Raw genomic sequence first — 23,772 nt, 5'->3', positions numbered from 1 at the left:
TATTCAGACCGCCGGCAGCAAACAGCGCCAGGCCCGATAACGCCCGGCGGAAGTTTTTCGGACATCGCGAACCTTGCCCTGCTGAAAATACAAAAGGCCGCGTTCGGCGATATGGGGCGGGAACAGGTGAGGAGGGTGGATACGGGGCATGGTTGGCTTCCAAGAAGTTGTTGAAATATGGGGAGTTTACTGGTTCGGGCGACGTTTGGGGAGGGGGTGGGAATTCTTGTTTTGGGAAGTGGAAAAAGGTCGTCTGAAAATGGGTTTCAGACGACCTTTCTGTGAAGTGTGCATTTGAAGACATCCGCTCGTTTGGAGGAAATTAAGTTCTGCTTATTTAGATGCATGAATTTTAATAAAATCTCAAATTATTTTTGATAAGCAATAAATTATATGTTATATAAAGTTAGTTCTCACTAGTCTAATTATTTAAATAGAAATGAAAAACAGTAAGTTAAAGGCGGTTGATTTTTTCTGTGGCGGAGGTGGAATGAGCTATGGAATGCAATCCGCCGGTATTCAGGTTTTAGCCGGGATAGATTACGAACCCAGCTGCAAAGAAACATATGAAGCCAATATAAATGCCAAATTTATACAGGCTGATGTTTTTGAATTGCAGCCTGAAACCTTGGAAAAAGAACTCGGGTTAAAAAAGAATGATGATGATTTGATTCTTATAGGTTGTAGTCCTTGTCAATATTGGAGTGTTATTCAAACAGACAAAAGAAAATCGGAAAAATCCAAGAGTTTGCTTTTGGAGTTTCAGCGGTTTGTAGAATATTTCAATCCCGGATATGTTGTTGTAGAGAACGTACCGGGAATTCTGAGCAGAATGAAAGAAAGCAGGCTTGATAATTTCATAAAGTTATTGGAAGAAAAAGGATTTACCGTCCATTTCGGTATTCACAATACGGCTGATTACGGAATTCCCCAAAGCCGTAAAAGATTTACGTTAATTGCAAACAGAATAACCAAAGAAAAGCTGGAACCAGTCAAGTATTCGGGCAAACGGCTTACGGTACGCGATGTTTTGGGAATGGAAAATGGCTTTCCCAAAATTATTGCAGGACACCAAGACGAAACGGATTTTATGCATAGCTGTGCGGGATTATCTGATATCAACTTGAAACGATTGGCTTTGATACCTAAAAACGGAGGAAACCGTTTGGCTTTTGCGCATATTCCCGAATTACAGCTGGAATGTTTTATCGGAAAAGACAATAGTTTTAAAGACACGTTTGGTAGGCTATGGTGGGATAAGCCCGCACCTACCATAACGACCAAATTCTTTAGTATTTCCAACGGGAGGTTTGCCCATCCTGAAGAAGATAGGGCGTTATCACTGCGCGAAGGTGCAACATTGCAATCGTTCCCTCGTAACTATGTCTTTAAAGCGGGCAGCAGGGACAAGATAGCCCGTTTGATTGGTAATGCCGTTCCTCCGATGTATGCGGAAAAAATAGGCAGGGCAATTGTTGATAATATCGAATGTTAGAAAAGGAGAAAACATGTCTGAAGAAAAATTGAAAATGAGTTTCGAGCCAACCGTAATCGAACATTTGGGTGTAAAGATGTATTCGCACACTGTTCCTGCGATTGCCGAGTTGATAGCGAATGCCTACGATGCATGTGCTACGGAAGTGGAAGTTAGGTTATTCGATAAACCGGAGCATAAAATCGTTATTAAAGATAATGGTATAGGAATGAGCTTCGATGAAATCAATGATTTTTATTTGAGAATCGGTCGGAACAGAAGGGAAGAAAAACAAGCTTCCCCGTGCGGAAGAATTCCAACGGGTAAAAAAGGCCTTGGTAAATTGGCATTATTCGGGCTTGGCAACAAAATTGAAATTTCTACTATCCAGGGAAACGAAAGGGTTACTTTTACTTTGGATTATGCAGAGATTCGAAGAAGCAAGGGTATTTATCAACCGGAGTTTCGAAAAGAATCTGTTGAATCCAATATCGAAAGCGGGACAACCATAACTTTAACCGAACTGACGAAAAAGCAAGGATATCCGTTAGATAATTATGTAGAGCATCTTTCCCGCTTGTTTGATTTTCCGGCTCAGGATTTTAAAATCAAAGTAAGCTTGAACGGCTCTGAACCTAAAATCATTGATGGAAATCTAAAATATGATCTTGTTACCCCACAATTCGAATGGGAATACCAGGATTTAGCAACCAATATTTCATCGTTATCTTCAAAATTCGAACAGTATGAATACAGCGGATTAATACAAGGTAAGTTCATTACAACGGAAAAACCTTTAAAGAATAATATGAAAGGTATTACCTTGTTTGCCAACGGCAGAATGGTAAATATGCCCGAGTTTTTCACTGATAGCGAATCCAGCCATTTCTATTCATATTTGACTGGATGGCTGAATGTGGACTTTATAGATAATGACGATGAAGATTTAATTGCTACCGACAGGACATCATTAGACTGGAAGCATTCAAAAACCTCAAAATTACGTGTTTTCCTTGGGGAGATCGTCCGAGCCATCGGGCAAGATTGGAGAAAAAGAAGAAAAAAAGAGAAAGATGACGAAGTGAAAGGCGAAAGCGGAGTTGATATCGAAGATTGGAAAAACAAATTGCCAAAAAAGGAAAGGGAACCAGTAGAAGTTATTTTGAATCGTTTGGAAGATTCGGAGCTTACAAATAAAGAGCAAGCGGAAGTAATCTCTGCCTTACATAGTATTATTCCAGAATATCCTTACTATCATTGGCGGCATTTGCATCAGGATTTGCATACTGCCTGTAATGATTTTTACAATGAAAAGAAGGATTATTTAAGTGCTGCAATCGAGGCAGTTAAAGTTTTCGAAGATAAGGTTCAGAAGCAAACAGGTCTTCATAGCATAGACGGAAGAGAATTGATTGAACAAGCTTTCGGGAGTAAAAATTCTATACTTCTATTAACGAATAACAAAACGAAGGCGGAACAAAATTTAGAAGATGGTCTTGAACAGCTTGCATGCGGAACATGGACTGGATTTAGAAATCCTGTACAACATGAGTTAAGAGCAAATTTATCTCCTAGTATTTTTAATGATAAGGATGCTTTGGATTTAATAAGCTTGGTTTCGTATTTGTTAAGAAAAGTGGAACAGACAAAAAAACGATCGAAGGTGGTATCTTCCAAGTAATTTATGACCGATATTTTCACTACATCCAAACGTTCTTTCGTGATGTCAAAAATCCATAGCAAAGAAACCAAACCGGAAATATTGGTAAGGAAATTTCTTTTCTCCCAAGGTTTTCGTTATCGGAAAAACGATAAACGCTATGCAGGCAAACCGGATATCGTTTTGCCGAAATATAAAACAGTCGTGTTTATACACGGCTGTTTTTGGTACGGGCATTCTTGTAATAAAGGACATATCCCGAAAAGCAATACGGATTTTTGGTTGGAAAAAATCACAAAAAATTGCGAACGTGATATTAAAAATGAAACCGAGCTGGAAAAGATCGGTTTCAAAGTGATTGTCGTTTGGGAGTGCGAATTAAAAAATAAAGCTATTGGTAGGGAGCGATTAAATCGGTTGGTCAGGGAAATAAAAGATGCCGTCTGAAAAAATCAGACGGCATCTTCCTTTAATTAAGATCCTCCCACATCTTCAACAACCGCTTCACCGACACCGGATACGGTGTCTTCAATTCCTGCGCGAACAGCGACACCCTCAATTCTTCAATCATCCATTTAAACGCGGCGAGGCCGTCTGAAATGGGGAGACCTTGTTTAATCAGGCTGTCTGTTTTTTCCTGCCACATTTGTTCCAGCTCTTGGATATCGGCTTCGCGGGCTGCGTCGCGGGCGGGGTTGCTGCTGTATTTTTCGAGGCGCAGGGTCATGGCTTTGAGGTAGATGGGGAGGCGCGGCCATTGTGCCCACGGGGTGCGGGTGGCGAAGCCGGCGGCGAGCAGGGTTTGCAGGCGTAGTCTTAGAAGGTGGGTCAATGGGTGTTTGCCGAGTTTGCTGTTGAGTTCGGCGTAGACGGCGGCGGTTTCCTGCAAGTAGCGGCTGAGGGCTTCTTTGACGGCGGGCAGGCGGCTGCGGGCGCGTTTGATTTGTTCTTTGAAGGCTTTTTCGTTGCGCGGCAGCTCGTCTTCGCCGATAAAGGCGCGGTCGCAGACGGCTTGGGTGAGGTCGTCACACAGGGTGTCGGCGTTGATGTGTTTGAGCAGCATGGCGGCTTGGGTGAAGCCTTGGATGCCTTTGTTCAGGTATTTAACTTGTTCTTTTAGTTGTAGTTTCATGAGTTCGATCACGCCTAATCGGTGGGCTTGTTCGGCGGCGGGGGATGTGTCGAACAGGCGCAGGGCGATGCGGCCGTCTTTTTCTTTTTGCAGGCCGAGGTAGCCGGTGAGCTGTTGTTTGCCGCGTGCGAATTTGATGGATTCGGGCAGGGTGCCAATGTCCCATGTGGTCACGTTGTCGCGCTCGAATTCTTGGGTGTTGTCGCGGAAGGTAACGGCGGCGGCTTGGCCGAGTTGTTGTTGCAATTCATGCAGTTTGCGGCCGCCGGCAAGCTCTTGTCCGCCGTCGTCGATAATGCGGAGGTTGAAATAGCAGTGTTCGGGCAGCCTGAACGCGGCCCATTCGTCTTGGTTGATTTGCTCGAGTATGCGGATGTCGCCTGCGGTTTTGGCGATGGCTTGGGCAAGTTGGGGCAGGATGGGGGCGTTGCGATCAGGGTTTTGGCTTAAAAATTGGGTGATGAAATCGGGTACGGGCACGCAAATGCGGCGGATTTGCTTCGGCAGAGCTTTAATCAGCAGCTGGATTTTTTCGCGCAACATACCGGGCACCAGCCATTCGAGCGACGGCGCGTGCAGGCGGTTGAGGACGGTCAGCGGTAGGGTGAGGGTAACGCCGTCGAGCGGATGGTGCGGCTCGAAGCGGTAGGAAAGTTTGAACTTGCCGTCTGCGGTTTGCCAGAATTTGGGGAATTGCTCTTCGGTAATGTGTGCGGCGGCGTGTTGCATCAAATCGTCGCGGCTGAGGAACAGCAGGCGCAGATTGTCGCGTTCGGCGGTTTTGATCCAGGCTTGGAAGGTACGGATGTCGGCGAGGGGGAGGGGTTTCAGACGGCCTTTTGGGGGTGCAGGCTGCTTTTTGGGTTTGGGGTCGTCTGAAAGTGTTGAGGTTGCGGAAAAGTTGGTTTGGGTGGCAACTGTTTTGCCCTCTCCCCAGCCCTCCCCCACGGGGGAGGGGGCGGTTTGCTGCAGATTTGCAGGACGCAGGTCGTCTGAAAACGTTGAAGCTGAGGCACTCTGTTCCCTCTCCTGCGGGAGAGGGTTTGCTGCGGTTGCGGAAAAGTTGGTTTGTGCGGCAACTGTTTTGCCCTCTCCCCGACCCTCCCTCGCGGGGGAGGGGGTGGGTTGCTGAGTAGCGTAGGTTGGGTTGTCAAACCCAACAGTTTTTGCAGTTGCGGCTGATGTTGGGTTTTCAACCCAACCTACGGTGTTGCCGTGATTTTCATTTTGGCGAGACCCATTACGCTTGTTTTTACGAAACTCGTTGCGCTCATTTTCAGACGACCTCTCGGCTTTGTCAGATTCAATAATCCGTACGGAATCTTCACTTCCCCAAACGCTGCCTTGCGCGTCTTTCCAAGCCATTTCGGGCAGTCGTTCGTTATAAAACGCAAACAGGGCTTCGTCATCGACCAGCACGTCTTGCTTGCGCGATTTGTGTTCGAGTTCGGTAATTTCTTTAATCAGCTTTTTGTTGTGGACAAAAAAATCCGCTTTCAAATCGCATTCCTGCGCCACCAACGCGCTGCGGATAAAGATTTCGCGCGCTTCTTCGGGGGCAACTTTGCCGTAAGACACGGGGCGGCGCGGCAATACGGTCAGACCGTAAAGCGTCACGCGTTCGCTGGCGACGACTTCGCCGCGTTTTTGTTCCCAGTGCGGCTCGAAATAGTGGTAGCGGACGAGGTGCGGGGCTTCCTGCTCAATCCATTCGGGCTGGATAACGGCGACGTCGCGCGCATAAAGTTTTGTCGTTTCAACGAGTTCTGCCGCCATCACCCATTTGGGTTTGGCTTTGAACAGGGCGGAGGCGGGGAAAAGGTGGAAGCGGCTGCCGCGCGCGCCGGTGTAGTCGTTGCCGTCGGGCGATTTCATGCCGACGTTGGCGATAAGGCCGGTCAGCAGGGCGCGGTGGATTTGTTCGTAGCCCGCTTCTTTGGCGGCGCGGATTTGGGCGCGGTGTTGCTTTTTATCCAGTTGTTTTTGTTTGAGCTTGGCGGATAAGTCTTGGTCACCCGCATTTTCAGACGACGTGAGCTGCCTGATTTCGGGAGGTCGTCTGAAAGCGGTTTCCTTGGTGGTCAAACCCATTTCAATCGCGGTTTGGGCAAGCTGGTGGTGCAGCTCGCGCCATTCGCACATACGCAGGTGCGACAGAAAATATTGGCGGCACCACTGCACCAGCTGCTTGTTGGACAAACCTTTGTCGCGCTCGCGCTGAAAGCTGTCCCAAATATTCAGATAGGCAAGAAAGTCAGATTGCTTGTCGGTAAAACGCTCGTGCGCCTTGGCCGCGGCATCACGCGCTTCCAGCGGCCGCTCGCGCGGGTCTTGAATCGACAGCGCGGACGCAATCACCAATATTTCCGCCATGCAGTCGTGTTTCTTCGCCGCCAGCAAGATGCGTGCGATTTTCGGGTCGATGGGCAGGCGCGCCATTTGTTCGCCGAGTTTGGTCAGGCGGTAACGCGTGTTGGTACCGATATGACCCGAACTGTTTTGCAGGCCGTCTGAAACATTGGCCGGATTGGATCGTGCATCCATGCCTGATCCGCGTACTTGGTTTTTCATATTTTGCATAGTCTTGTCGGTCGGGCATCTTCCCCGACATCATCTAAATTTGTTTTTATTGGTTTTCACGTCGCTTATTGCGGATAAACATATTCCGCCTTGCCATCGCGAATGCTCAAGCTGCCTGCATCGCCCGTAATCAGGTTGCCCGTTACCGAGCCTTCGCGACAACCTGAAACCGGCATATCGTAGCCCAACGTGTGAATCAGGAACGTTGAAAGCTGCTGATGGAAGGCAATCTCGCAAGGTGCAAAAGCCTGGTTGGCAGCCTGTTGCACGGCCTTATCCGGGCTGTACAACACCAGCGGCACGAGATAGCTGTCGGGCTGCACCGTGCCTTGATTGTAGATATCTTGGCGAACATACTGGCCATGATCGGAGGTATAGGCAAACAGCCAGTTGCCGTCAGGCTGCTTTTGCAGCTGCTCGAATACGGTTTGAATCATTTGGTCGGTTTTGTGGATGGTGTTGTCGTACTTATCCACAATATCGGCTTCGCCGAATACTTTATCTTGAGGCTGCAACAATGCGCCGTATGGGGCGTGCGAACCGCGTTGGTGCAACACGATAAAATGCCTGCCCTGCTGCAAATTGATTTTGTCGAACAGCGGCAGCAGCTTCTCATCGGGCATATTGTCGCCGTTGCCGTAGCCAAGCTGCGTCGGTTGAATCAGATGGTCTATCCATTTCTTACCGATTAAGTTCAAAATTGCCATTTGGTTTTCAGCCTGAGCACTGTAAAAATACGTCTCATAGCCCTGCTCTTTGGCGAGGCGGAACATATTGGTATCGCCGCCGCTGATTTGTTCCAAGCCGTTGGCATGCGGTATGACGTTAAAGAAACTGGGCAGGGATACTGCCGTCATAAAGCCTGCGGAATAACTTTGTTTCACAATCGGCTTAAAATCGGCTTGCGACAGCTGGGTTAAAAACGGCGAAGTTTCGCGCCCGTAGCCAAACAATTTCAAATGCGCCGCGCTTTCGCTCTCGCCCATAATCAGGACGATATTTTGAACACTGCCCTGCCCGATTTTGCTTGGCGCAGACTGTTTGAACACAGGGATTTTGCTTAAATCAAATAACTGATACGGCAATACGCGTCCGACAAAATAACCGAAGCTGAAATAATTGGCTTTGATACGGCTGTATGTCGGTTTGGGCGAAATACCGTGCTCTTGTTTCGTGTCGAACGAACGCACGAAAATCATCAGCATTAGGAAGGCAAACAGTATATCGGCAGAAAAATGCGTCTTACGGCGGAACTTGGCAAGGCTGCAAAACAACATGACTTCCAACATGCCCCACAACGCAGGCAGCCACAACTTATCCAACATCGACGCCCCCGCGCCGCCAACTTCGGTAATCTCTTTCAGCATCAGCCAATAATTGATGCCCGTCATCCAACTTTGATAAACCGCGTAATGCACATTGTTGGCAATAATGCTGAACGCGAAAAACACCGCAATCAACAAACGCGTCGCCTTATAACGCGCAAACAGATACAGCGCAGCAATCACAAATGTCAGCGCAAACGTTTCTGCCATTTTTGCAGCCGGTAAGGTTTCAATTCCGAATACAAAGCGATAAGCAATTTCGCTGGCAGTAAGTAGGGACGAATACAGAAAGAGAACGAAAAGGGATTTTTTCATAATGGGAAGTTCACAATAAAAGTTGCAGGACGGGTTTTGGGGCTCGGCAACGGTATTCTTCAGCAGCTATCTGTTTACAGATTGTTTTTCAAAAAACGAGGTTGTCTGAAAAGGGTTTGTGGAGTTGATTAAGGGTGGTAGGTTGTTTTTGGTTTTGTAGGTCAGGCATAAATGCCCATCCTACTTGATATACACAATTTTAGTACCGTCAATACGTAGGACTTGGGTATCTTGTAAATGTTGTAGCAGTTTGTCAGTTTCTTGTGCATTGGATTTTGTGAGTGCCTGGATTGTATTGCGTAAAGTTTTGGTTTTATTAGGACGGTTCTTTAACGATAACGCGGCAATCACTTTTTTCCAAATAATTTCATCAGGTTCCCATGCGGTTTTTTTAGGCTGCTTGGGCGTTGGCTGTGGTTTAGGTTCAGTAAACGGTGCATATTCAATTTTCCCATTGTTTTGGCGGATCAGGTTTTGGTCGCGCAAATGTCGCGCAAAGGATTGAATGTCGTTGGTACCGACTGTTAAGTGAAGTGCATCTGCTCGGTTTTGCACGACGGCTTGAAAATCAGCGTAGGTTTTGGGACGTTGGCTTAAAATATGGCGTTGGATTCTTTGTAACAAATCATTATCACTGAGATGGTAGGAAACGGTTTCCTGTTCATCAATGCTGATGAAGTTTTGTGCTTTGAGTTTATTGATAACGTTAGCAGTGGTTATTTCGCATTCTTCATCGGTTTTTTCTTTAAACAAATCACTCAAAATATGCTTACGCAGATTTTGTCGCAGGTTATGCAGGCGGCAGGGGCGGAAAGCGTCGGGGCGGCGCAGTGCAGTTAGGGCTGCTTGGAAATAGGAAGTTAATGGTTGCTGTGGTTTGAGGGTGGTTTCAGGCTGAGGAGTGTTTTCCAGCAATGCTGACGGCGGTTCGGTAGTAATTTTCTGATGTTGTACTTCATCTATATTGGCTAGGCGCACGATACCCTTCGCCTGGTGGTTTTTCAAAATATGTTCGACCAGAACATCGTATCCTCCATCACGCGAGAGTATGCCGATTTGGGCATTGGGGTCTGTGGCGGTAATTTGTCCGAGGTAATAGGACAGGTAAAAATCCAATGCGTTTTTCCCTGTTTTTTGTAACTGGACAAGATGGACACGTTCGCCGAAACGTAGTAGGGATTGCACCAGACTAATAGGTAACATTTTGTGTAATACACCTATAAATAGCCAAATATGGGTATTTTCGGTTAGTAATTTGTCTAAGTTTTGCGGCTGGACGTTTTCAAAATCGATGAGTAAGTGTTTCATGTTTTTACCGTGTGCAATGTTGTAGGTTGGGCATCTAGATGTGCCGTAGTTTTATCGTTTGTTGGTCTTTGTCAGGTAGAAGTGTATATCCTACTTGTTTTCAGGCGGCCTCCACTGCCCCTAATTCCAGCAACACCTGAAACCCATCATTAATATACCGCGAATCGGGCATTTCTAAAAATGGGAATGCCGCTACGTCGCCGAGTTTCAGCGATGCCATGCGCAGGATGACGGCGGCGAGGTTGCTGCGGGCGATTTCGGGGTCGGTAAATTCGGGGCGGTTGTTGAAATCTTCTTCTGAAAACAATCGGATACATACGCCTGCGGAGACGCGTCCGCAGCGGCCGGAGCGTTGGCGGGCGGCGGCTTGGGAGATTTTTTCGATATGAAGCTGCTCCACTTTCGCCCGTGCGGAATAGCGTTTGACGCGTGCGAGGCCGGTGTCGATGACGTATTTGATGCCCGGCACGGTAAGCGAGGTTTCGGCGACGTTGGTTGCCAGCACGATGCGGCGTTTCGCGCCTGAGGGGTGGAAGATTTTGTGCTGCTCGGCGTGCGACAGGCGTGCGAACAGGGGCAGGATTTCGTCGTTGCGGCGTAGCGTGGATTTGCGCAGGGCTTCGGCGGCTTCGCGGATTTCGCGCTCGCCCGGCAGGAATACCAAGATATCGCCTTCGCCGTGTCGCGCCAATTCGTCGGCTGCATCGACAATCGCGTCGGTCAGCTCGACTTCTGCATCGTCTTCGTCTTTGCCGGTCAGCGGTCGGTAGAGGATTTCGACGGGATAGGTGCGTCCGCTCACTTCCAGCACGGGCGCGCCGTTGAAGTGTTGGGAGAAGCGTTCTGCGTCTATGGTTGCCGAGGTGATGATGACTTTCAAATCGGGGCGGCGCGGCAGCAGTTGTTTCAAATAGCCCAAAAGGAAGTCGATGTTCAGGCTGCGCTCGTGCGCTTCGTCAATGATAATCGTGTCGTAGGCGGCGAGATAACGGTCGGTCTGCGTTTCCGCCAGCAGGATGCCGTCGGTCATCAGCTTGACGCAGGCATCGCGCGAGGTGTGGTCGGTGAAGCGTACTTTATAGCCGACCGCGCTGCCGATTTCGGATTTCAGCTCTTCGGCAATCCGCTCTGCCACGGAGCGCGCGGCCAAACGGCGCGGCTGGGTATGCCCGATCAGCCCCGCCGCCCCACGCCCGAGTTCTAAACAAATCTTGGGCAGCTGCGTGGTTTTGCCCGAACCGGTTTCGCCGCAAATAATCGTTACCTGATGCTCGGCAATGGCTTTTTTGATTTCTTCGAGCTTCTCGTGAACGGGCAGGGTGTTGTCGAATTCGGGTTTGGGCGAGGCTGCCAAACGTTTCAAAAAGATTTCGTGCGATTTTCGGTATTTTTCTTCGACTTTGGACAAGCCGCCGTATTTGTTGGGATTTTTGAAGGCAGAACGCAGGAAGTGGCGGTCTTTGGAGAGGGTTTGGGAGAGGTCGGGAAACATGGGTGTGCGTGTGCGGTAAAAAGTGCAATTATAGCAAACGCTTCGGTTTTGTTTAGGCAATATCGGGATGGGGAAATGCCGTCTGAAAACCGCATTCTGTCGTTCAGACGGCATTGTTGCTGAAATTTCAAGCGGCGGCGGAACGGTATTCGAATCAAGGCGGCTGCCGGCGTTTGATCGGGGGCGTTTTAATTTTCAGACGGCATTCCCGTTTTGCTGTTTGCTGTTTGCGGTCTTGCGGGCGCATTGCCGGTTTGGGCGGCGGTTTCTTGAAGCACGCGCTGGCGGAAGCGCATTCCCGATGCGTGGTAGAACGGACGTGGCGAAAACTGGCGCGAAACCTGCGAGGCGAAAATGCAGGCAATCAGCATCCAAAACAGCAGGCTTTGTCCGCCAGTCATTTCCATGACGACGACGGCGGAAGTAATCGGGGATTGTGTCGCGCCCGCCAGAAATGCCGCCATGCAGATGAGGACGATGATGTTTGCACCCTGCGATATGTCGGCGATGGCGGCGATATGCTCGCCCAAAACCGCGCCTATGGTCAGCGAGGGAGTGAAAATGCCGCCCGGAACGCCTGCCCAATAGCTGAATACGGTGGCGAGCCATTTGGCGGCGGCGAGTCCGAAGGGGGCTTCGTAGATGCCGTGCAGGGCTTGGGCGGCTTCGTGGTAGCCGGTGCCGTAGGTTTTGCCTTGGTAGAACGTGCCGAGCAGGGCGAGCAGCAGCCCCATCAGTGCCGCCAGCAGCAGCGGACGGTTGCGGATGAAGCCGCGTATCTTGCGCGGTGCAAACGCCGCCGCACCGCGATAGAGCAAACGTCCGAACAGCCCGCCCGCCGCGCCGCAAACCAGGCCGGACAGTGCGACCCACAGAAAGATATGTTCCAATACGCCGCCGTTGAAGCCGGAAAAATACGGGTTGTTGCCCTGAATGGCGACCTGTATGAAACCGGAGGCGAGCACGCCCAAAAGAATTTGCCTCTCCCAGCGCAACATGATGCCGCGCCCGAGTTCCTCAATGGCGAAAATCACGCCCGCCAGCGGCGCGTTGAACGCGGCTGCCAAACCGCCCGCCGCGCCCGCCGCCATCAAATCGTTTTCCTGCATCCCTTTGAATGCCAAGCCGTGTTTCTTGCACCACGCGCCCCACGCGCCCATCACTGCCGCGCCGACCTGCACGGACGGACCTTCGCGTCCGATGGACGCGCCGAACAGCATACCCAAAAAGGTCAGCGGAATCTTCAGCAGCGTCTGCCCGAGGCGGATCAGCCGCGTTTTCTGTGCGCCGTAGGGCAGCGACAGTGAGGCGATGACCTGCGGGATGCCGCTGCCGGCGGTGAAGGGGGCGAATTTGCGTGTGAGCCACGCAATAAGCGGTAAACCCAAAGGAAGCGCGACCCACGCGAACCACGGGTATTGTTGAACCAGTTTGGCGTTCAGTTCCAGCGCAAAATCGGCAAGATGGGCAAAAAACAGCGCGGTCAGGGCGACGAGTGCCGAACCTGCCAAAAGGAACAGAAAGGCGATGCTTTTGCGCGACAGGCGGCGGGTTTGGCGGATTTTGCGGGCGAGGCGGCGGGGGAATGTGGAGGTCATGGTATGTTGTCCGGCGGTTCAGACGGCATTTTATGTATGCCGTCTGAAGCCGTGTCGGGTCAGGAACGGTAGTCGGCGTTGATGGAAACGTATCCGTGCGACAGGTCGCAGGTATAGACGGTGGCGGCGGCTTGTCCGCGATGCAGCTTGATGCGGACGGTGATTTCGGCCTTCGACATCACCGCCTGCCCTTGTGCTTCGGTGTAGCTTGCGGCGCGTCCGCCGTGTTCGGCAACCAAAATATCGTCGAGATACATTTCCACGAGGTCGGTATCGAGGTCGGCAACGCCGGCATAACCGATGGCGGCGAGCAGCCTGCCGAGGTTGGGGTCGGAGGCGAAAAAGGCGGTTTTGACCAGCGGCGAACGTGCCACGGCGTAGGCGGCTTGGCGGGCTTCGTCGCGGGTTTTGGCGTTTTCGACGCGGACGGTGATGAACTTGGTCGCACCTTCGCCGTCGCGGACGATGGCTTGGGCGAGTTCGAGCGCGAGGCTGCACAACAATTCTTTGAGTTGGGCGTAACGCGGGTCGGCGATGTTGTCGATTTCGCTTTGGCTGTTTTTGCCAGTGGCGATGATGACGAAGCTGTCGTTGGTGCTGGTGTCGCCGTCAACGGTAATGGTGTTGAAGGTTTCGTCGGCGATTTCCTGCGCCATCAGTTGGAGGACGGGTTGGGAAACTTTGGCATCGGTGGCGATGAAACCGAGCATGGTCGCCATATTGGGATGAATCATGCCCGAGCCTTTGGCGATGCCCGTGGCGCGGACGGTGTGTTTGTCGCCGACCTTGCCTTCGCGCGAGGCGGCTTTGGGCACGGTGTCGGTGGTCATGATGGCGCGTGCCGCTTCGTTCCAGAAGGCAGGCTGCATTTTGGGCAGCGCGGCGATGATTTTGTCTGCGGGCAGCGGTTCGAGAATCACGCCGGTGGAGAAGGGCAGCACCTGGTTCGGTTTGCAGCCGATTTGCCGGGCGGCGGCGGCACACACTGCCAAAGCATCGATTCTGCCCTGTGCGCCCGTACCCGCGTTGGCGTTGCCCGTGTTGATGATGAGGGCGCGCACGCCGTCTTCGTCGAAAAGGTGCGATTTGGCGATGTGGACGGGCGCGGCACAGAAACGGTTGGTCGTGAAGACTGCACCGACGGTGCTGCCGGCGGCTACGGCAATCAGTGTCAGGTCGGTATGCCCGGGCTTCTTCACGCCTGCTTGGGCGGTGTAGAGGGCAATGCCGTCGATGTCGGGCAGTTGTTCGGCGGTTTTTTCGGTCAGGTTGACAGCCATAACGGTTCTCCTTGCGAGTGTGTCGGCGTTCAGACAGCATGGGCTGAAATGCCGTCTGAAACGGGTTCAAAATCCCAAAACGGGGATGAGCAGCGGCGCAATCAGCGCGGTCAGTACGCCGTTGAACGTCAGCCCCAGTCCCGCGTATGCCGCCATACGGCGGCTGCGTTCGAGCGAGGCGGCAATCCCCATCGCGTGCGAAGCCGTGCCGAGCGACATACCCACGGACGAGGGCATGACGACTGTGTTCTTCAGCATTTTGTAACCGGCAATCTGTCCGACCAGACCGGCAATGATGACGGTGGCGGCGGTAATGGCGGGAATGCCGCCGATGGAGCGGGTGATTTCAATGGCGATGGGGTTGGTAACAGATTTGGACGCGAGCGAGAGGACGACTTCGCGTTCCGCGCACAGCCATTTGGCAAAATACATCCCCGTAACAATGCCCGTAATGCTGCCTGCAAGTTGCGAAACGATAACGGGCAGCCACTGGTTGAAGATTTTACGGCGGTTTTGGTAGAGCGGCACGGCAAGCACGACGACGGCGGGCTTGAGCCAGAAATCGATAAACTGTGCGGCGTTGTGGTACACCGCATAATCGATACCGAGGATTTTCAGGTAGGCAATCAGCACGATAGTGCTGACGAGTACGGGGTTGCAGAAGATATTGCCCGTGCGCGTGCGCACGATAATCGCAAGCGCGTACACGGCAAGCGTGAGGAAAAGCAGAACGCTGGGCTGCCTGAGGATTTCGTTCATCAGATAATGCTCCGTATCCAGCGGTGAACCTTGCCTGTAACCAGCAGTACGCACAAAGTGCTGGCGGAGGCGGAAACCAGTATCGAAAACCAATCGTCGGCAATCAAATCCAAATAGCTGATGACCGCCACGCAGGGCGGCACGAGAAACAGTGTCAGATTCGCCATCAGCGCGTCGGTAAGCTGTTGCAGCCAAGACGTTTTGACCCAACCCGCCTGCAAAAGCGCAAACAGCACGCCCATGCCGACGATGCTGCCGGGCAGTTTGATGCCTGCTAGGAAAACGGCGGTTTCGCCGGCGGCGAGGCAGCCGAGGATGATGAGGAGCGCGCGGATGATGTTCATGTTGTGTGTCTGTCTTTTGACGGCGTTGTGATAAATCTTGTTAACTGTTTAATCATAACGTCAAATATGCCGTCTGAAAAGCCGAAGCCGCGCACAAACGCAAAAACGGCACGGATAAACCGTGCCGCAGCAACCGGGGCGTGTTCAGACTTTGCGGTAGGGATTTTCCAAACCTTCAATCAGCGCGAGCAGGTAATCGCGCAACTGACGTTCGCCGCAACCCATCAGCAGCGCGTCTTCAAACGCGTCTTGTGCCGTCTGATACAGCTCGGCCATATTTTCGGACATCACTTTGATCTTTTCGGTACAGGACACGATCTGTCCGTCATCGTCGTACCATTTGGGCATTTCGGGCATACTCATTGCGTATTCCTTGGGAAATCAGTTCAGAAAGCGGGACGGGTCGTTTTTCTTGACCCGGCGGGCGAACGCGTATTTGCCGCTCCAATATTTGTGGCTCAGGCTGGTGATTTCGATATTTTTCCCCGTGCGCGGCGCGTGGATGAAGCGGTTGTTGCCGATATAAAGTCCGACATGGGAAATGCGGCTGCCGCCGAGCGTGCGGAAAAACACCATATCCCCGGGCTGCAATTCGCTTCGGGCAACCGGCGTACCCATCCGCGCCTGTTCTGCCGACGTACGCGGCAGGTTGATGCCCATGGCGCGTTTAAAGATGTGCTGCATGAAGCCGCTGCAGTCAAAACCGGTAGAAACCGATGTGCCGCCGTAGCGGTAGGCAATACCCAAAAGTCCCATCGCGTTGCCGATGAGTTCGTCGGCATTGCCCGCCCGCCGGGCGGGGGCTCGGTTGATGGGTAAAACGGGCTGTTCGTCTTCGGCAAACTGTCTGAGAATCTGCTCGCGGCTGCTGAGCAGGTTGGTCAACTCGTCGGCAAGGGCGGGGCGGACGGCAAACATCAGCCACAAAACCGCCCAAACTGCCGGTTTGAAAAAAGAATCCATATCGGTGTTTCCGCGCAGGAGGCATCGTGCCGCCGTGCGATGTTATGCTGTATCAGTCGAAAATATCTTGTTGATTGTATATAAAAAAACGGCTGTTTGGCAAAAAACGGCTTGTTAGATTGAGTTAATATGTTGATTTTTATATAATTTATTGATAATTTGGGAAGCGCATCCGCCGTCCGTCTTGTTTTCGCGCCGACCGCAACCATATAGCCGCCATCCGAACAATCAGTCAGAGAAAATCATGAATCAAACCGCCATCAACCGCGCCGATGTGCGTACCCGCTTTATCTTCGACGATATGCCCGTGCGCGGGCTGCACGTCCGTCTGGAAAACGTGTGGCAGCACATTGTAAAACAGAAAAACTATCCCGCCGCCATCCGCCGCGCTTTGGGTGAGTTGTTGGCGGCGGGTGTGTTGCTGTCGGGCAACCTCAAAAACGAAGGCACGCTGATTGTGCAGGTTCAGGGGCGGGGGCGGCTGAAAATGCTGGTTGCGGAAGCGGCTTCCGACCGTACCGTCCGTGCAACCGCGCGTTGGGACGAAACCGCAGAAATAGCCGATGACGAAAGCCTCGGCGACCTTTTGGGCGAGGGCGGCGTATTCGTGCTGACGCTGCAGCCCAAAGACGGCGAACCCTGGCAGGGCGTAGTGCCTTTGGAAGGCGGCGGTATCGCGCAAATGTTGGCGAACTATATGAAGCGTTCCGAACAAATCGATACGCACATCGTCCTGTCTGCAAGCGACGAAGCGGCGGGCGGTCTGCTGGTGCAGCGTCTGCCTGAAGCGGTGTTGGATGAAGAGGCATGGGAACACGTCAGTACGCTGGCGCGTACACTGACGGCGGACGAGCTGGCAGAATTGGATGCGCAACATGTTTTGTACCGCCTGTTCCACGAAACGCCGCCGCGCGTGTTCGAGCCGGAAACGTTTGAATTTTCATGCACCTGTTCGCGCGGCAAAGTCAGCGATATGCTGTTGATGCTGGGCGGGGAAGAAGTCGGCGGCGTGGTGGTGGAACAAGGCAGCATCGAAGTCGATTGCGATTTCTGCCACAGCAAATATGTGTTTGACGAAACCGATGTCAACGCGCTGTTCGGGGAGGATGTGGTCGGCGTTGCCAAAGGGCTGCCCCGGCATACCGTCCAATAATCTTGTGCAACAAGGATAAATAGTCAAATGCCGTCTGAAGCAGCTTCCGCTTCAGACGGCATTTTTGCGCGGGTTCAGACGGCATTTAAAGCAGGAATAGGGTGGCGAGCCCCAAGAAAATCAGGAAGCCGCCGGAGTCGGTAACGGCGGTAATCAGCACCGAGCTGCCCAGTGCGGGATCGCGTCCGAACTTTTCCATTACCACGGGAATTAATACGCCGACGGTTGCCGCCAGCAGGAGGTTGAGCGTCATCGCGGCAATCATAACCAGCCCGATGCCGAGGCTGCCGTAGAGCAGCCATGAAACCGCGCCCATGACGGTTCCCCAGATAATGCCGTTGACTAGGGCAACGCCGACTTCTTTTTTCAACAAGCGCCCCGCCTGCATTCCCGTCAACTGCCCCATCGCCATTGCGCGGACAATCATGGTAATCGTCTGGTTGCCCGAGTTGCCGCCGATACCGGCGACGATGGGCATCAGCGCGGCGAGTGCGACGATTTTTTCGATGCTGCCTTCAAACGCGCCGATGACGCGGCTGGCGAGGAAGGCGGTGCAGAGGTTGACGGCGAGCCACATCCAGCGGTTTTTCACCGAATCCCATACGGGGGCGAACAGGTCTTCCTCTTCCTGCAAACCTGCCATGTTCAACATATCGGCTTCGGATTCTTCGCGGATGACGTCCACCATCTCGTCAACGGTAATCCTACCGATGAGCTTTTTGTTTTCATCGACGACGGGCGCGGTAACCAAGTCGTAGCGTTCAAACGCCTGCGCCGCTTCTTCCACGTCGTCTTCGGCGCGGAAACGCACGACATCTTTCGCCATCACGTTTTCCACCAAGTCTTCGGGATCGGCGACCAAAAGTTTGCGGATGGGCAGCACGCCCTGCAACACATCGTTTTCATCGACCACAAAAATCTTGTCGGTATGGTCGGGCAGGCTGTCGAAGCGGCGCAGGTAACGCAGCACCACTTCACAGGCGACATCGGCGCGGATGCTGACCAACTCGAAGTCCATAATCGCACCGACTTGGTTGTCTTCGTAGGACATTGCCGCTTTGACTTGCGCGCGCTCTTCCTCGTCGCGCGTCTGCAAGGCTTCATAAACCACTTGGTGCGGCAAATCGTCTGCCAGTTCCGCCAATTCGTCCGCGTCCAAATCGTCAACTGCCGCCAACAATTCGTCCTTGTCCATCGACTCGATCAGCGTTTCGCGCACCGCGTCGGATACTTCCAGCAATACTTCGCCGTCGTCTTCGGGTTTCACTAAAATCCAGACGATATTGCGTTCGCGCGGCGGCAGCGATTCCAACACCGCCGCCACGTCGGCAGGGTGCAGCTCGCTCAAGAGGACGGTCAGCTCGGTCAGCTTGTCGCGCAGCGGCGCGTCTTCGAGCGGTGTACCGTTTTCGATTTGTTCAAAAGCAGGTTCGAGGATTTCGCAGAGGGAGTGGACACGGTCGAAATCGGCGGAAACGCGTTCTACATCGTTTTCGATACCGTCGTTTTCAAGGTTCGGAGGGGTTGGTTCGATGCTCATAAATGCTCCGCCCGCCGTGCGCGGGGAGGCATTCCGGCGGGATGGTTATTGTCGTTTGGAATCGGAAAGGGTGTTCAGTAAAAACGAACTGGGAAGGTCCATAATAAAAGCCTGACGGTACAGGCGCAGGGTTGGAAACGGCACTATTCTACTCCCTTTTGGAACGGTTTACTATTTTTAACGCAAATGCCGTCTGAAACGCGGGTTCCAGACGGCATTTTTATCGGCTTGTTACCAGTTGTAGCCTATTTTGATTCCTGCCTGTTTGTGGCGGGCGGTGTTGCTGTCTTTGCCGTAAGCGGCATGAAGTTTGGCGTTCCAGCCTTTGTATCCGGCGTCGATTTGCAGGGTATGCAGTGTGCCGTGGGCGGCTTGCTGCAGTAAGGTACGGTCGTTGACGCTGAGGGCGGAACCGCTGTTTTGGCGGGTATGGTAGTAATCGCTGCTGAAAGCGGGGGTCAGCTTGGCTTGACCCAGTTCGACGGTTTTATCGAGACGGATGCCGGCATGCCATGTGGTTTGGATTTGCGCCGGGCTGTTTATCTCTGCGCCGTCGAGTACGTACCGGTTGCCGTTGCTGCGGTTTATACGGATGCCGGCATAGGGTCTGAGGTTGATGCCGGTATCGATTTTGATGCCGGTATCGATTTTGATGCCGGTGTTGATGCCTGCATCCCATGCGTGGCGGCGGACGGCAGCCCCGTCATAATCGGTAAATCGGGTACGGCTGTTGCTGTAGCCTAAATCTGCCGCGGCAAAGAGTGCGCCGTTTTCCCCTTTGACGAACAGATGTGCGCCGTTGCTGCGGTTTCGGGCGGATACGCCTTCATCAAAACGGTTGTTTGTGCGCTCATCGGTTAAAATCGTACCGACACTGAGACGGTCGGTGATGCCGGTTTGGATGCCGATATGTGCATAGTTGGTAGTTTGTTGGTAGGGACGGTGTGTGCCGCTATGGTAGTCGGTTTGTTGCGTACCGGTTTCCAGCCAGATGTTTTGCTGCTGCGGATCGGTAAGGTGGCGGTCGATGCGGCGTCCCGCCTGTTGCCGGCCGGTATTGTAGGCGGCCTGTTCGGAAACGGCGGTGTTGGCCGACCGGCTGATCAGTTCGGCCAGGTTCGGCATACGGATGCCGGCAACGCCGGTTTTCAAACTGTGGATTTGTCGGGACAGACGGTTGAGTGCGTTCAGGTAGGCGTGCCGGGCTGTTTCGACGGCTTGCGCATCGCCGCCTTGCCGTGCTTTGTCAAGTTCGGATTCGGCCATTTCTACACGTTCTATATACGTATCCAGTTCGGTTTCGAAGAGTGTCAGGTCGTTCGTGTCGGCGGCTTTGGCAACCTGACGGCAGATATCGACACTGTATCCTTGTGCGGCACACAGGTTTTGGGCACGCGTCAGAATGCCGGTTAGCGGGTCTGTCTGTTTCAATTGGGCGGACAGATATTGGACTTGGCTGTCGATGCGGGCAAGTTCGGTTTGACTGTTCTGCCAGGCCTGTAGTGCCTGCCTGGTCGCGTCAGAGTCATGTTGAACCTGTCTGCTGATGTCGGTTGCCTGTAATTGGTTGTATGCCTGTTGGTTGCGCTCATGTTCCGCACGCGTGGCTTCAATTTGAAGTTCGGCCTCTTTGAGCGGGTTGTACAGGCTGTATCCGTTGTTGTTTTTGCGGAGGATGTAGCGGTAGGCACCCAAATCGGCATAGCCGTTTTGGAGGGTGAATCGGGCTTGGTGGCTGTGTTTCGGATTGAGGCTCACAAGTGCAAGCGATTCGGTTGTTTGAGGTTCTTGTCCGGTGTTTTTGACGTGGATTTGGAATGCGCCGCGGCTGTCCCCTTCCAGTTTGAGGGGGGGGGCATTTTGTTTTCGGACGATGCCGGTCAGGAATCGGAATGTGCCGAACCCGTCAAGTGTGCCGTTGACGGTCAGTGTGTTGAAGCGGTTGTTGTGTGTATTATTGGCGAAATCGGGGTTCAGGGTAATTTGTGCGCCGTCAAGCGTCAGTGCGCCGGTGTGGCTGGACTGGGAAAGTGTCCAGTTGCTGTCTGCTTCCATGCGGACTGCGGTGTCTTTGCCGGCACGGATGCTGCCGTACAGGTGTGCTTTGCCCAGGCGGAGCTCTGAACGGTCGTTAAGGGTAATGTCGCCGCGTACTTGCGTTGCAGGTAGTGCACGATAGTTTTCGGCTTTTAAAACGGCGTTGGGTGTGCAGTGGGTGCTGCCGCTATGGTAGGAGCGGTAGCATTCCGGTGTTTTGCCTTGGGTAAAGCCGAGGTCGATGCCGGACAGATTGTATGCGGTTATGTCGCCGTCCAGATGCGCGGTATTGCGCCCTGCCGTCAGTCGGGCATGGTTTCGCAGGGTGAACCGTGCAGCCTTGAAGCTGCCGTCGGTCCATTCGTTTTCAAGAACGGGTTCGCGTTTGGCCTGGTGGTCGTAGGCATGGGGTACGGGCCTGCCTGACACAATCATATTGCCGCCCTCAATCAAGACTTCCCCGTTAAGGTTCATGCCGCCGTTGAGCAACAGCGTGCTGTCGGTGCGTTTGGGACGATAGTGCAGGTTGAGTGCGCCGTTGTAACGGTATTCGGGCCGGCCGTATACGGCGGCATTTGCGATATGGCGGTTTTTTTCTATGGCTGCTTCGCCGGTCATGTCCGAGAAATTCCCAGTCTTGGGTGCTGTAGGCATTCCATGGGAAGTAGGCGCCGGGGTTGCCGCCTTCTTTGAGGCGGTAATCGTCGGTACGCCTGCCCCTGTGCGGGTTGGCGTATTCGTATAGGGCGAGGGCTTGTGTGGGGTGTTTGGACCATTCACCCATTCGATATTGGTTTTGCTGTAACTCGGTGCGGCTTTGCCCGTTTGCGCGTTCTCACCCAAGTATCCGCCGAAGGTAATTAGGTCGGGGCGGGCATTTTCGGCTTGGGCGACTTGTTTGGCGGCCTGTTGCCTGTTGTTGCCGATAAATTGCCAGCTTGTTGAGTTTTTCATATTTAACGGGAAAAATTCGCGCGGGTTGCCGCCGGGTTTGAGTATGAAGTAGTCGGTCCGACGGTTGCGGTGCGGGTTGATGTATTCGTAAACCGCCGCGTTGCCTTGCGGACGGTTGCCCCATTGCACCCACTCGACATGCTCGGGACTGAGGACGGGGTTGCCGGTCAGCGTCAGTGTCGCGGCTTGGTCAGGGTTGTGGTTGACGATTTGCGCGCCGCCGTCCGCATGGCGGATATGGGTAAAGGCAAGGTTGTTGCCGTTGAGGTCGAGCCGTCCGCCCCTGAAGCCGAAATAGAGGTTTTCGGATTTGATTTGCTGGCTGTCGGCGAGGACGGCCGTGCCCCTGCCGCTGGTGATGCCGACTTGGTTGAATGCTTGTTTGCTGCCGTCTGAAGCAGCTTTTTGGGCGAGTACGACAGTGCCTTCCCCGATGCTGATGTCGCCCTGGTTGATGCCTTGTCCGTTGGCGATAAGCGTGCCTGCGCCCAGTTTGGAGAGCCGGTCGCCTTTGGGGTTGCTGACTTGCCAGAAGACGCGTTTGCCGTCGGCTACGATAACGCCTGCACCTTGCCATGTGTGGTTTTTACCGACGACGGTGAAGTTGCTGTCGAACTGCAATGCGCCTGCGCCTTGGTTGATATTGTCTGCCAGCATCAGTGTTTTGTTGTCGAACTTGCTGGATAGGATGAGCGTTTTGCCGGCATCTTCAGACGGCATGTGCCTGCTGTCGTTTTGTGGGGCAAGCGAAGGGTTTGCAATGGGCAGGGTGATGCGTTCGTTGAGCCCTTGCAGGGTGCTGTCGCCATTACCGTTGTCGCGCCATATGAGTTCGTTGGTGGTCAGCCCGACATCCAGCCGGGTTTCGTATTGGCGGATGGTGGAACGGATGAATTCGGGTTGCGTGACGATGTATTTGTTGAAGAAATTATCGAAGCCGGCGTAGGTGCTGAGTACGCCCGCAAGCACCCAGCGGTTTTCATGCTTGTCGAAGGCAAACAGGGGGGAACCGCTGTCTCCGGCGATTGCGTAGGTGTTAAGGGGTTGGTCGGTCAGGCTGCCGCCGACGAGTAAGCCGTGGTTTTGGAACCCCAATACTTTCAGCGGCGTGCCGCCGGTCAGGTATTGGTATGCCGGGGCGGTTCGTGTACGCGTGCCGTCTGCTTTGCGGACTTGTTGCGTGCCTGAGCCGAGTCGTACAAAGTAGGGGAAGCGGTCGGTATCGAGGTAGGCATTGGCCTTTGGCTGGCCGTTTCCAAGCAAGGGTACGCTGCTGAGTGCGGTAGGTGAGATTTCGGTAACCAGTTTGTTGAGGCGGGGAAGGTGGTAGTCGTAGTCCGGGTGCGGGTTGCGTGATACGAGGCGGTAGGTATAGGCTTGTTCTTCTGGATTTTGGGTGTCGTTGCCGAATTGTATGGAACCGTAGCCGACGTTGTGTTTGACACTGTTGACGTATTGGGGGTGAATCAGGGTGGCGATGGCGGTTTGCCGGTTGCTGACTCGGAAGTCGGGCATGGGGATGCCGTTGAGAACCCTGCCTAATATTTTGCCTTGCTTGTCTTGGATGGAAATATTGCTTGCACCTACGGCGAACGCGCCTTTATTTTCGGCAAAGTCGCGAAAATATTGGTAATCGACATCGTTGCGGACAATGGATGAGTAAGCAGGGGAAACGGCAAAAAGACCGAGGGTGGACAATACGGAACAAAATGGGGTGGTGTGTGTGAAGCGCATGATGATTATCCGTGTAATAGAGAAAATCAACGATTCTTGCGGACAAGAATCACCGATCCCGTTTTGTGCTGGATTTATATAGTGGATTAACAATATAGTGGATTAACAAAAACCAGTACAGCGT

The 23,772-nt window shown here is 52.9% G+C and carries 16 protein-coding genes; 4 read left to right on the top strand and 12 right to left on the bottom strand.

Features of this window, described 5'->3' with window-relative positions; translation table 11 throughout:
* Positions 1–439: 439 nt before the first annotated feature.
* The 3 genes from HMPREF2959_RS02705 to HMPREF2959_RS02695 are packed head-to-tail and all read left to right on the top strand — an operon-like array spanning position 440 to position 3,581.
* Positions 440–1,495 carry a DNA cytosine methyltransferase gene (locus tag HMPREF2959_RS02705; protein WP_002221681.1) on the top strand — a complete coding sequence of 352 codons (1,056 nt, stop codon included), beginning with the start codon at positions 440–442 and terminating at the stop codon, positions 1,493–1,495.
* Positions 1,496–1,508: 13 nt separating this feature from the next.
* The gene (locus HMPREF2959_RS02700) at positions 1,509–3,155 is read left to right on the top strand and encodes a TIGR02391 family protein (RefSeq protein ID WP_002243368.1); all 1,647 of its coding nucleotides are present in this window, start codon (positions 1,509–1,511) and stop codon (positions 3,153–3,155) included.
* A 3-nt stretch (positions 3,156–3,158) separates the two neighbouring features.
* Positions 3,159–3,581, top strand: coding sequence for a very short patch repair endonuclease (locus HMPREF2959_RS02695; RefSeq protein ID WP_002214928.1), 423 nt, complete (start codon positions 3,159–3,161; stop codon positions 3,579–3,581).
* Between the two features lie 22 nt (positions 3,582–3,603).
* On the opposite strand, the gene HMPREF2959_RS02690 is transcribed toward HMPREF2959_RS02695, so the two are convergent.
* The 10 genes from HMPREF2959_RS02690 to HMPREF2959_RS02645 form a co-directional block, all read right to left on the bottom strand.
* Positions 3,604–6,846 (bottom strand): DUF3418 domain-containing protein, encoded by a 3,243-nt coding sequence (locus tag HMPREF2959_RS02690; protein ID WP_070696372.1) that lies wholly within the window; start codon positions 6,844–6,846, stop codon positions 3,604–3,606.
* A 65-nt stretch (positions 6,847–6,911) separates the two neighbouring features.
* Positions 6,912–8,489, bottom strand: coding sequence for a lipooligosaccharide phosphoethanolamine transferase (gene lpt3, locus HMPREF2959_RS02685; RefSeq protein ID WP_079888767.1), 1,578 nt, complete (start codon positions 8,487–8,489; stop codon positions 6,912–6,914).
* A gap of 177 nt (positions 8,490–8,666) precedes the next feature.
* Positions 8,667–9,794 carry a PIN domain-containing protein gene (locus HMPREF2959_RS02680; RefSeq protein WP_002219923.1) on the bottom strand — a complete coding sequence of 376 codons (1,128 nt, stop codon included), beginning with the start codon at positions 9,792–9,794 and terminating at the stop codon, positions 8,667–8,669.
* Positions 9,795–9,894: 100 nt separating this feature from the next.
* The gene (gene hrpA / locus HMPREF2959_RS02675) at positions 9,895–11,286 is read right to left on the bottom strand and encodes an ATP-dependent RNA helicase HrpA (RefSeq protein WP_025461262.1); all 1,392 of its coding nucleotides are present in this window, start codon (positions 11,284–11,286) and stop codon (positions 9,895–9,897) included.
* Positions 11,287–11,474: 188 nt separating this feature from the next.
* Entirely contained in the window at positions 11,475–12,884 is a 1,410-nt protein-coding gene (locus HMPREF2959_RS02670; RefSeq protein WP_002225874.1) for a chloride channel protein, read from the bottom strand.
* 59 nt (positions 12,885–12,943) lie between these two features.
* Positions 12,944–14,164, bottom strand: coding sequence for a bifunctional glutamate N-acetyltransferase/amino-acid acetyltransferase ArgJ (argJ, locus tag HMPREF2959_RS02665; protein WP_070696369.1), 1,221 nt, complete (start codon positions 14,162–14,164; stop codon positions 12,944–12,946).
* A gap of 66 nt (positions 14,165–14,230) precedes the next feature.
* A complete protein-coding gene (locus tag HMPREF2959_RS02660; protein WP_070696366.1) occupies positions 14,231–14,923 on the bottom strand; it encodes an LrgB family protein in 693 nt (230 codons plus the stop codon).
* Positions 14,923–15,267 carry a CidA/LrgA family protein gene (locus HMPREF2959_RS02655; RefSeq protein ID WP_002219918.1) on the bottom strand — a complete coding sequence of 115 codons (345 nt, stop codon included), beginning with the start codon at positions 15,265–15,267 and terminating at the stop codon, positions 14,923–14,925. The genes HMPREF2959_RS02660 and HMPREF2959_RS02655 overlap by 1 nt, the downstream gene beginning before the upstream one ends.
* Before the next feature lie 144 nt (positions 15,268–15,411).
* The gene (locus tag HMPREF2959_RS02650; RefSeq protein ID WP_050887616.1) at positions 15,412–15,630 is read right to left on the bottom strand and encodes a hypothetical protein; all 219 of its coding nucleotides are present in this window, start codon (positions 15,628–15,630) and stop codon (positions 15,412–15,414) included.
* Positions 15,631–15,648: 18 nt separating this feature from the next.
* On the bottom strand, positions 15,649–16,230 hold the full coding sequence (locus HMPREF2959_RS02645; RefSeq protein WP_002260479.1) for a C40 family peptidase: 582 nt from the start codon (positions 16,228–16,230) through the stop codon (positions 15,649–15,651).
* Positions 16,231–16,474: 244 nt separating this feature from the next.
* Between HMPREF2959_RS02645 and hslO the strand changes: the two genes are divergently transcribed.
* Positions 16,475–17,383 (top strand): Hsp33 family molecular chaperone HslO, encoded by a 909-nt coding sequence (hslO, locus tag HMPREF2959_RS02640; protein WP_002226772.1) that lies wholly within the window; start codon positions 16,475–16,477, stop codon positions 17,381–17,383.
* Between the two features lie 85 nt (positions 17,384–17,468).
* Here the strand turns inward: hslO and mgtE are convergent, their stop codons facing one another.
* Together mgtE and mspA are read right to left on the bottom strand one after the other, a co-directional pair.
* Positions 17,469–18,923, bottom strand: coding sequence for a magnesium transporter (gene mgtE, locus HMPREF2959_RS02635; protein ID WP_070696363.1), 1,455 nt, complete (start codon positions 18,921–18,923; stop codon positions 17,469–17,471).
* Between the two features lie 231 nt (positions 18,924–19,154).
* A complete protein-coding gene (gene mspA, locus HMPREF2959_RS02630) occupies positions 19,155–23,648 on the bottom strand; it encodes an autotransporter adhesin/serine protease MspA (RefSeq protein WP_070696360.1) in 4,494 nt (1,497 codons plus the stop codon).
* Positions 23,649–23,772 lie beyond the last annotated feature (124 nt).

This window comes from Neisseria sp. HMSC070F02, from assembly GCF_001814225.1.
GTDB classification, from domain to species: Bacteria; Pseudomonadota; Gammaproteobacteria; order Burkholderiales; family Neisseriaceae; genus Neisseria; species Neisseria meningitidis.
Note: the sequence above shows the minus strand (reverse complement) of the source record. Positions and strands in the feature narration are given on the sequence as shown.

Bases quoted from the DNA above. Each gene is read 5' to 3' on its own strand.
- HMPREF2959_RS02705 (WP_002221681.1), top strand. From the start codon at position 440: ATGAAAAACAGTAAGTTAAAGGCGGTTGATTTTTTCTGTGGCGGAGGT.
- HMPREF2959_RS02700 (WP_002243368.1), top strand. From the start codon at position 1,509: ATGTCTGAAGAAAAATTGAAAATGAGTTTCGAGCCAACCGTAATCGAA.
- HMPREF2959_RS02695 (WP_002214928.1), top strand. From the start codon at position 3,159: ATGACCGATATTTTCACTACATCCAAACGTTCTTTCGTGATGTCAAAA.
- HMPREF2959_RS02690 (WP_070696372.1), bottom strand. From the start codon at position 6,846: ATGCAAAATATGAAAAACCAAGTACGCGGATCAGGCATGGATGCACGA.
- HMPREF2959_RS02680 (WP_002219923.1), bottom strand. From the start codon at position 9,794: ATGAAACACTTACTCATCGATTTTGAAAACGTCCAGCCGCAAAACTTA.
- hrpA (WP_025461262.1), bottom strand. From the start codon at position 11,286: ATGTTTCCCGACCTCTCCCAAACCCTCTCCAAAGACCGCCACTTCCTG.
- HMPREF2959_RS02670 (WP_002225874.1), bottom strand. From the start codon at position 12,884: ATGACCTCCACATTCCCCCGCCGCCTCGCCCGCAAAATCCGCCAAACC.
- argJ (WP_070696369.1), bottom strand. From the start codon at position 14,164: ATGGCTGTCAACCTGACCGAAAAAACCGCCGAACAACTGCCCGACATC.
- HMPREF2959_RS02660 (WP_070696366.1), bottom strand. From the start codon at position 14,923: ATGAACGAAATCCTCAGGCAGCCCAGCGTTCTGCTTTTCCTCACGCTT.
- HMPREF2959_RS02655 (WP_002219918.1), bottom strand. From the start codon at position 15,267: ATGAACATCATCCGCGCGCTCCTCATCATCCTCGGCTGCCTCGCCGCC.
- HMPREF2959_RS02650 (WP_050887616.1), bottom strand. From the start codon at position 15,630: ATGAGTATGCCCGAAATGCCCAAATGGTACGACGATGACGGACAGATC.
- HMPREF2959_RS02645 (WP_002260479.1), bottom strand. From the start codon at position 16,230: ATGGATTCTTTTTTCAAACCGGCAGTTTGGGCGGTTTTGTGGCTGATG.
- hslO (WP_002226772.1), top strand. From the start codon at position 16,475: ATGAATCAAACCGCCATCAACCGCGCCGATGTGCGTACCCGCTTTATC.
- mgtE (WP_070696363.1), bottom strand. From the start codon at position 18,923: ATGAGCATCGAACCAACCCCTCCGAACCTTGAAAACGACGGTATCGAA.
- mspA (WP_070696360.1), bottom strand. From the start codon at position 23,648: ATGCGCTTCACACACACCACCCCATTTTGTTCCGTATTGTCCACCCTC.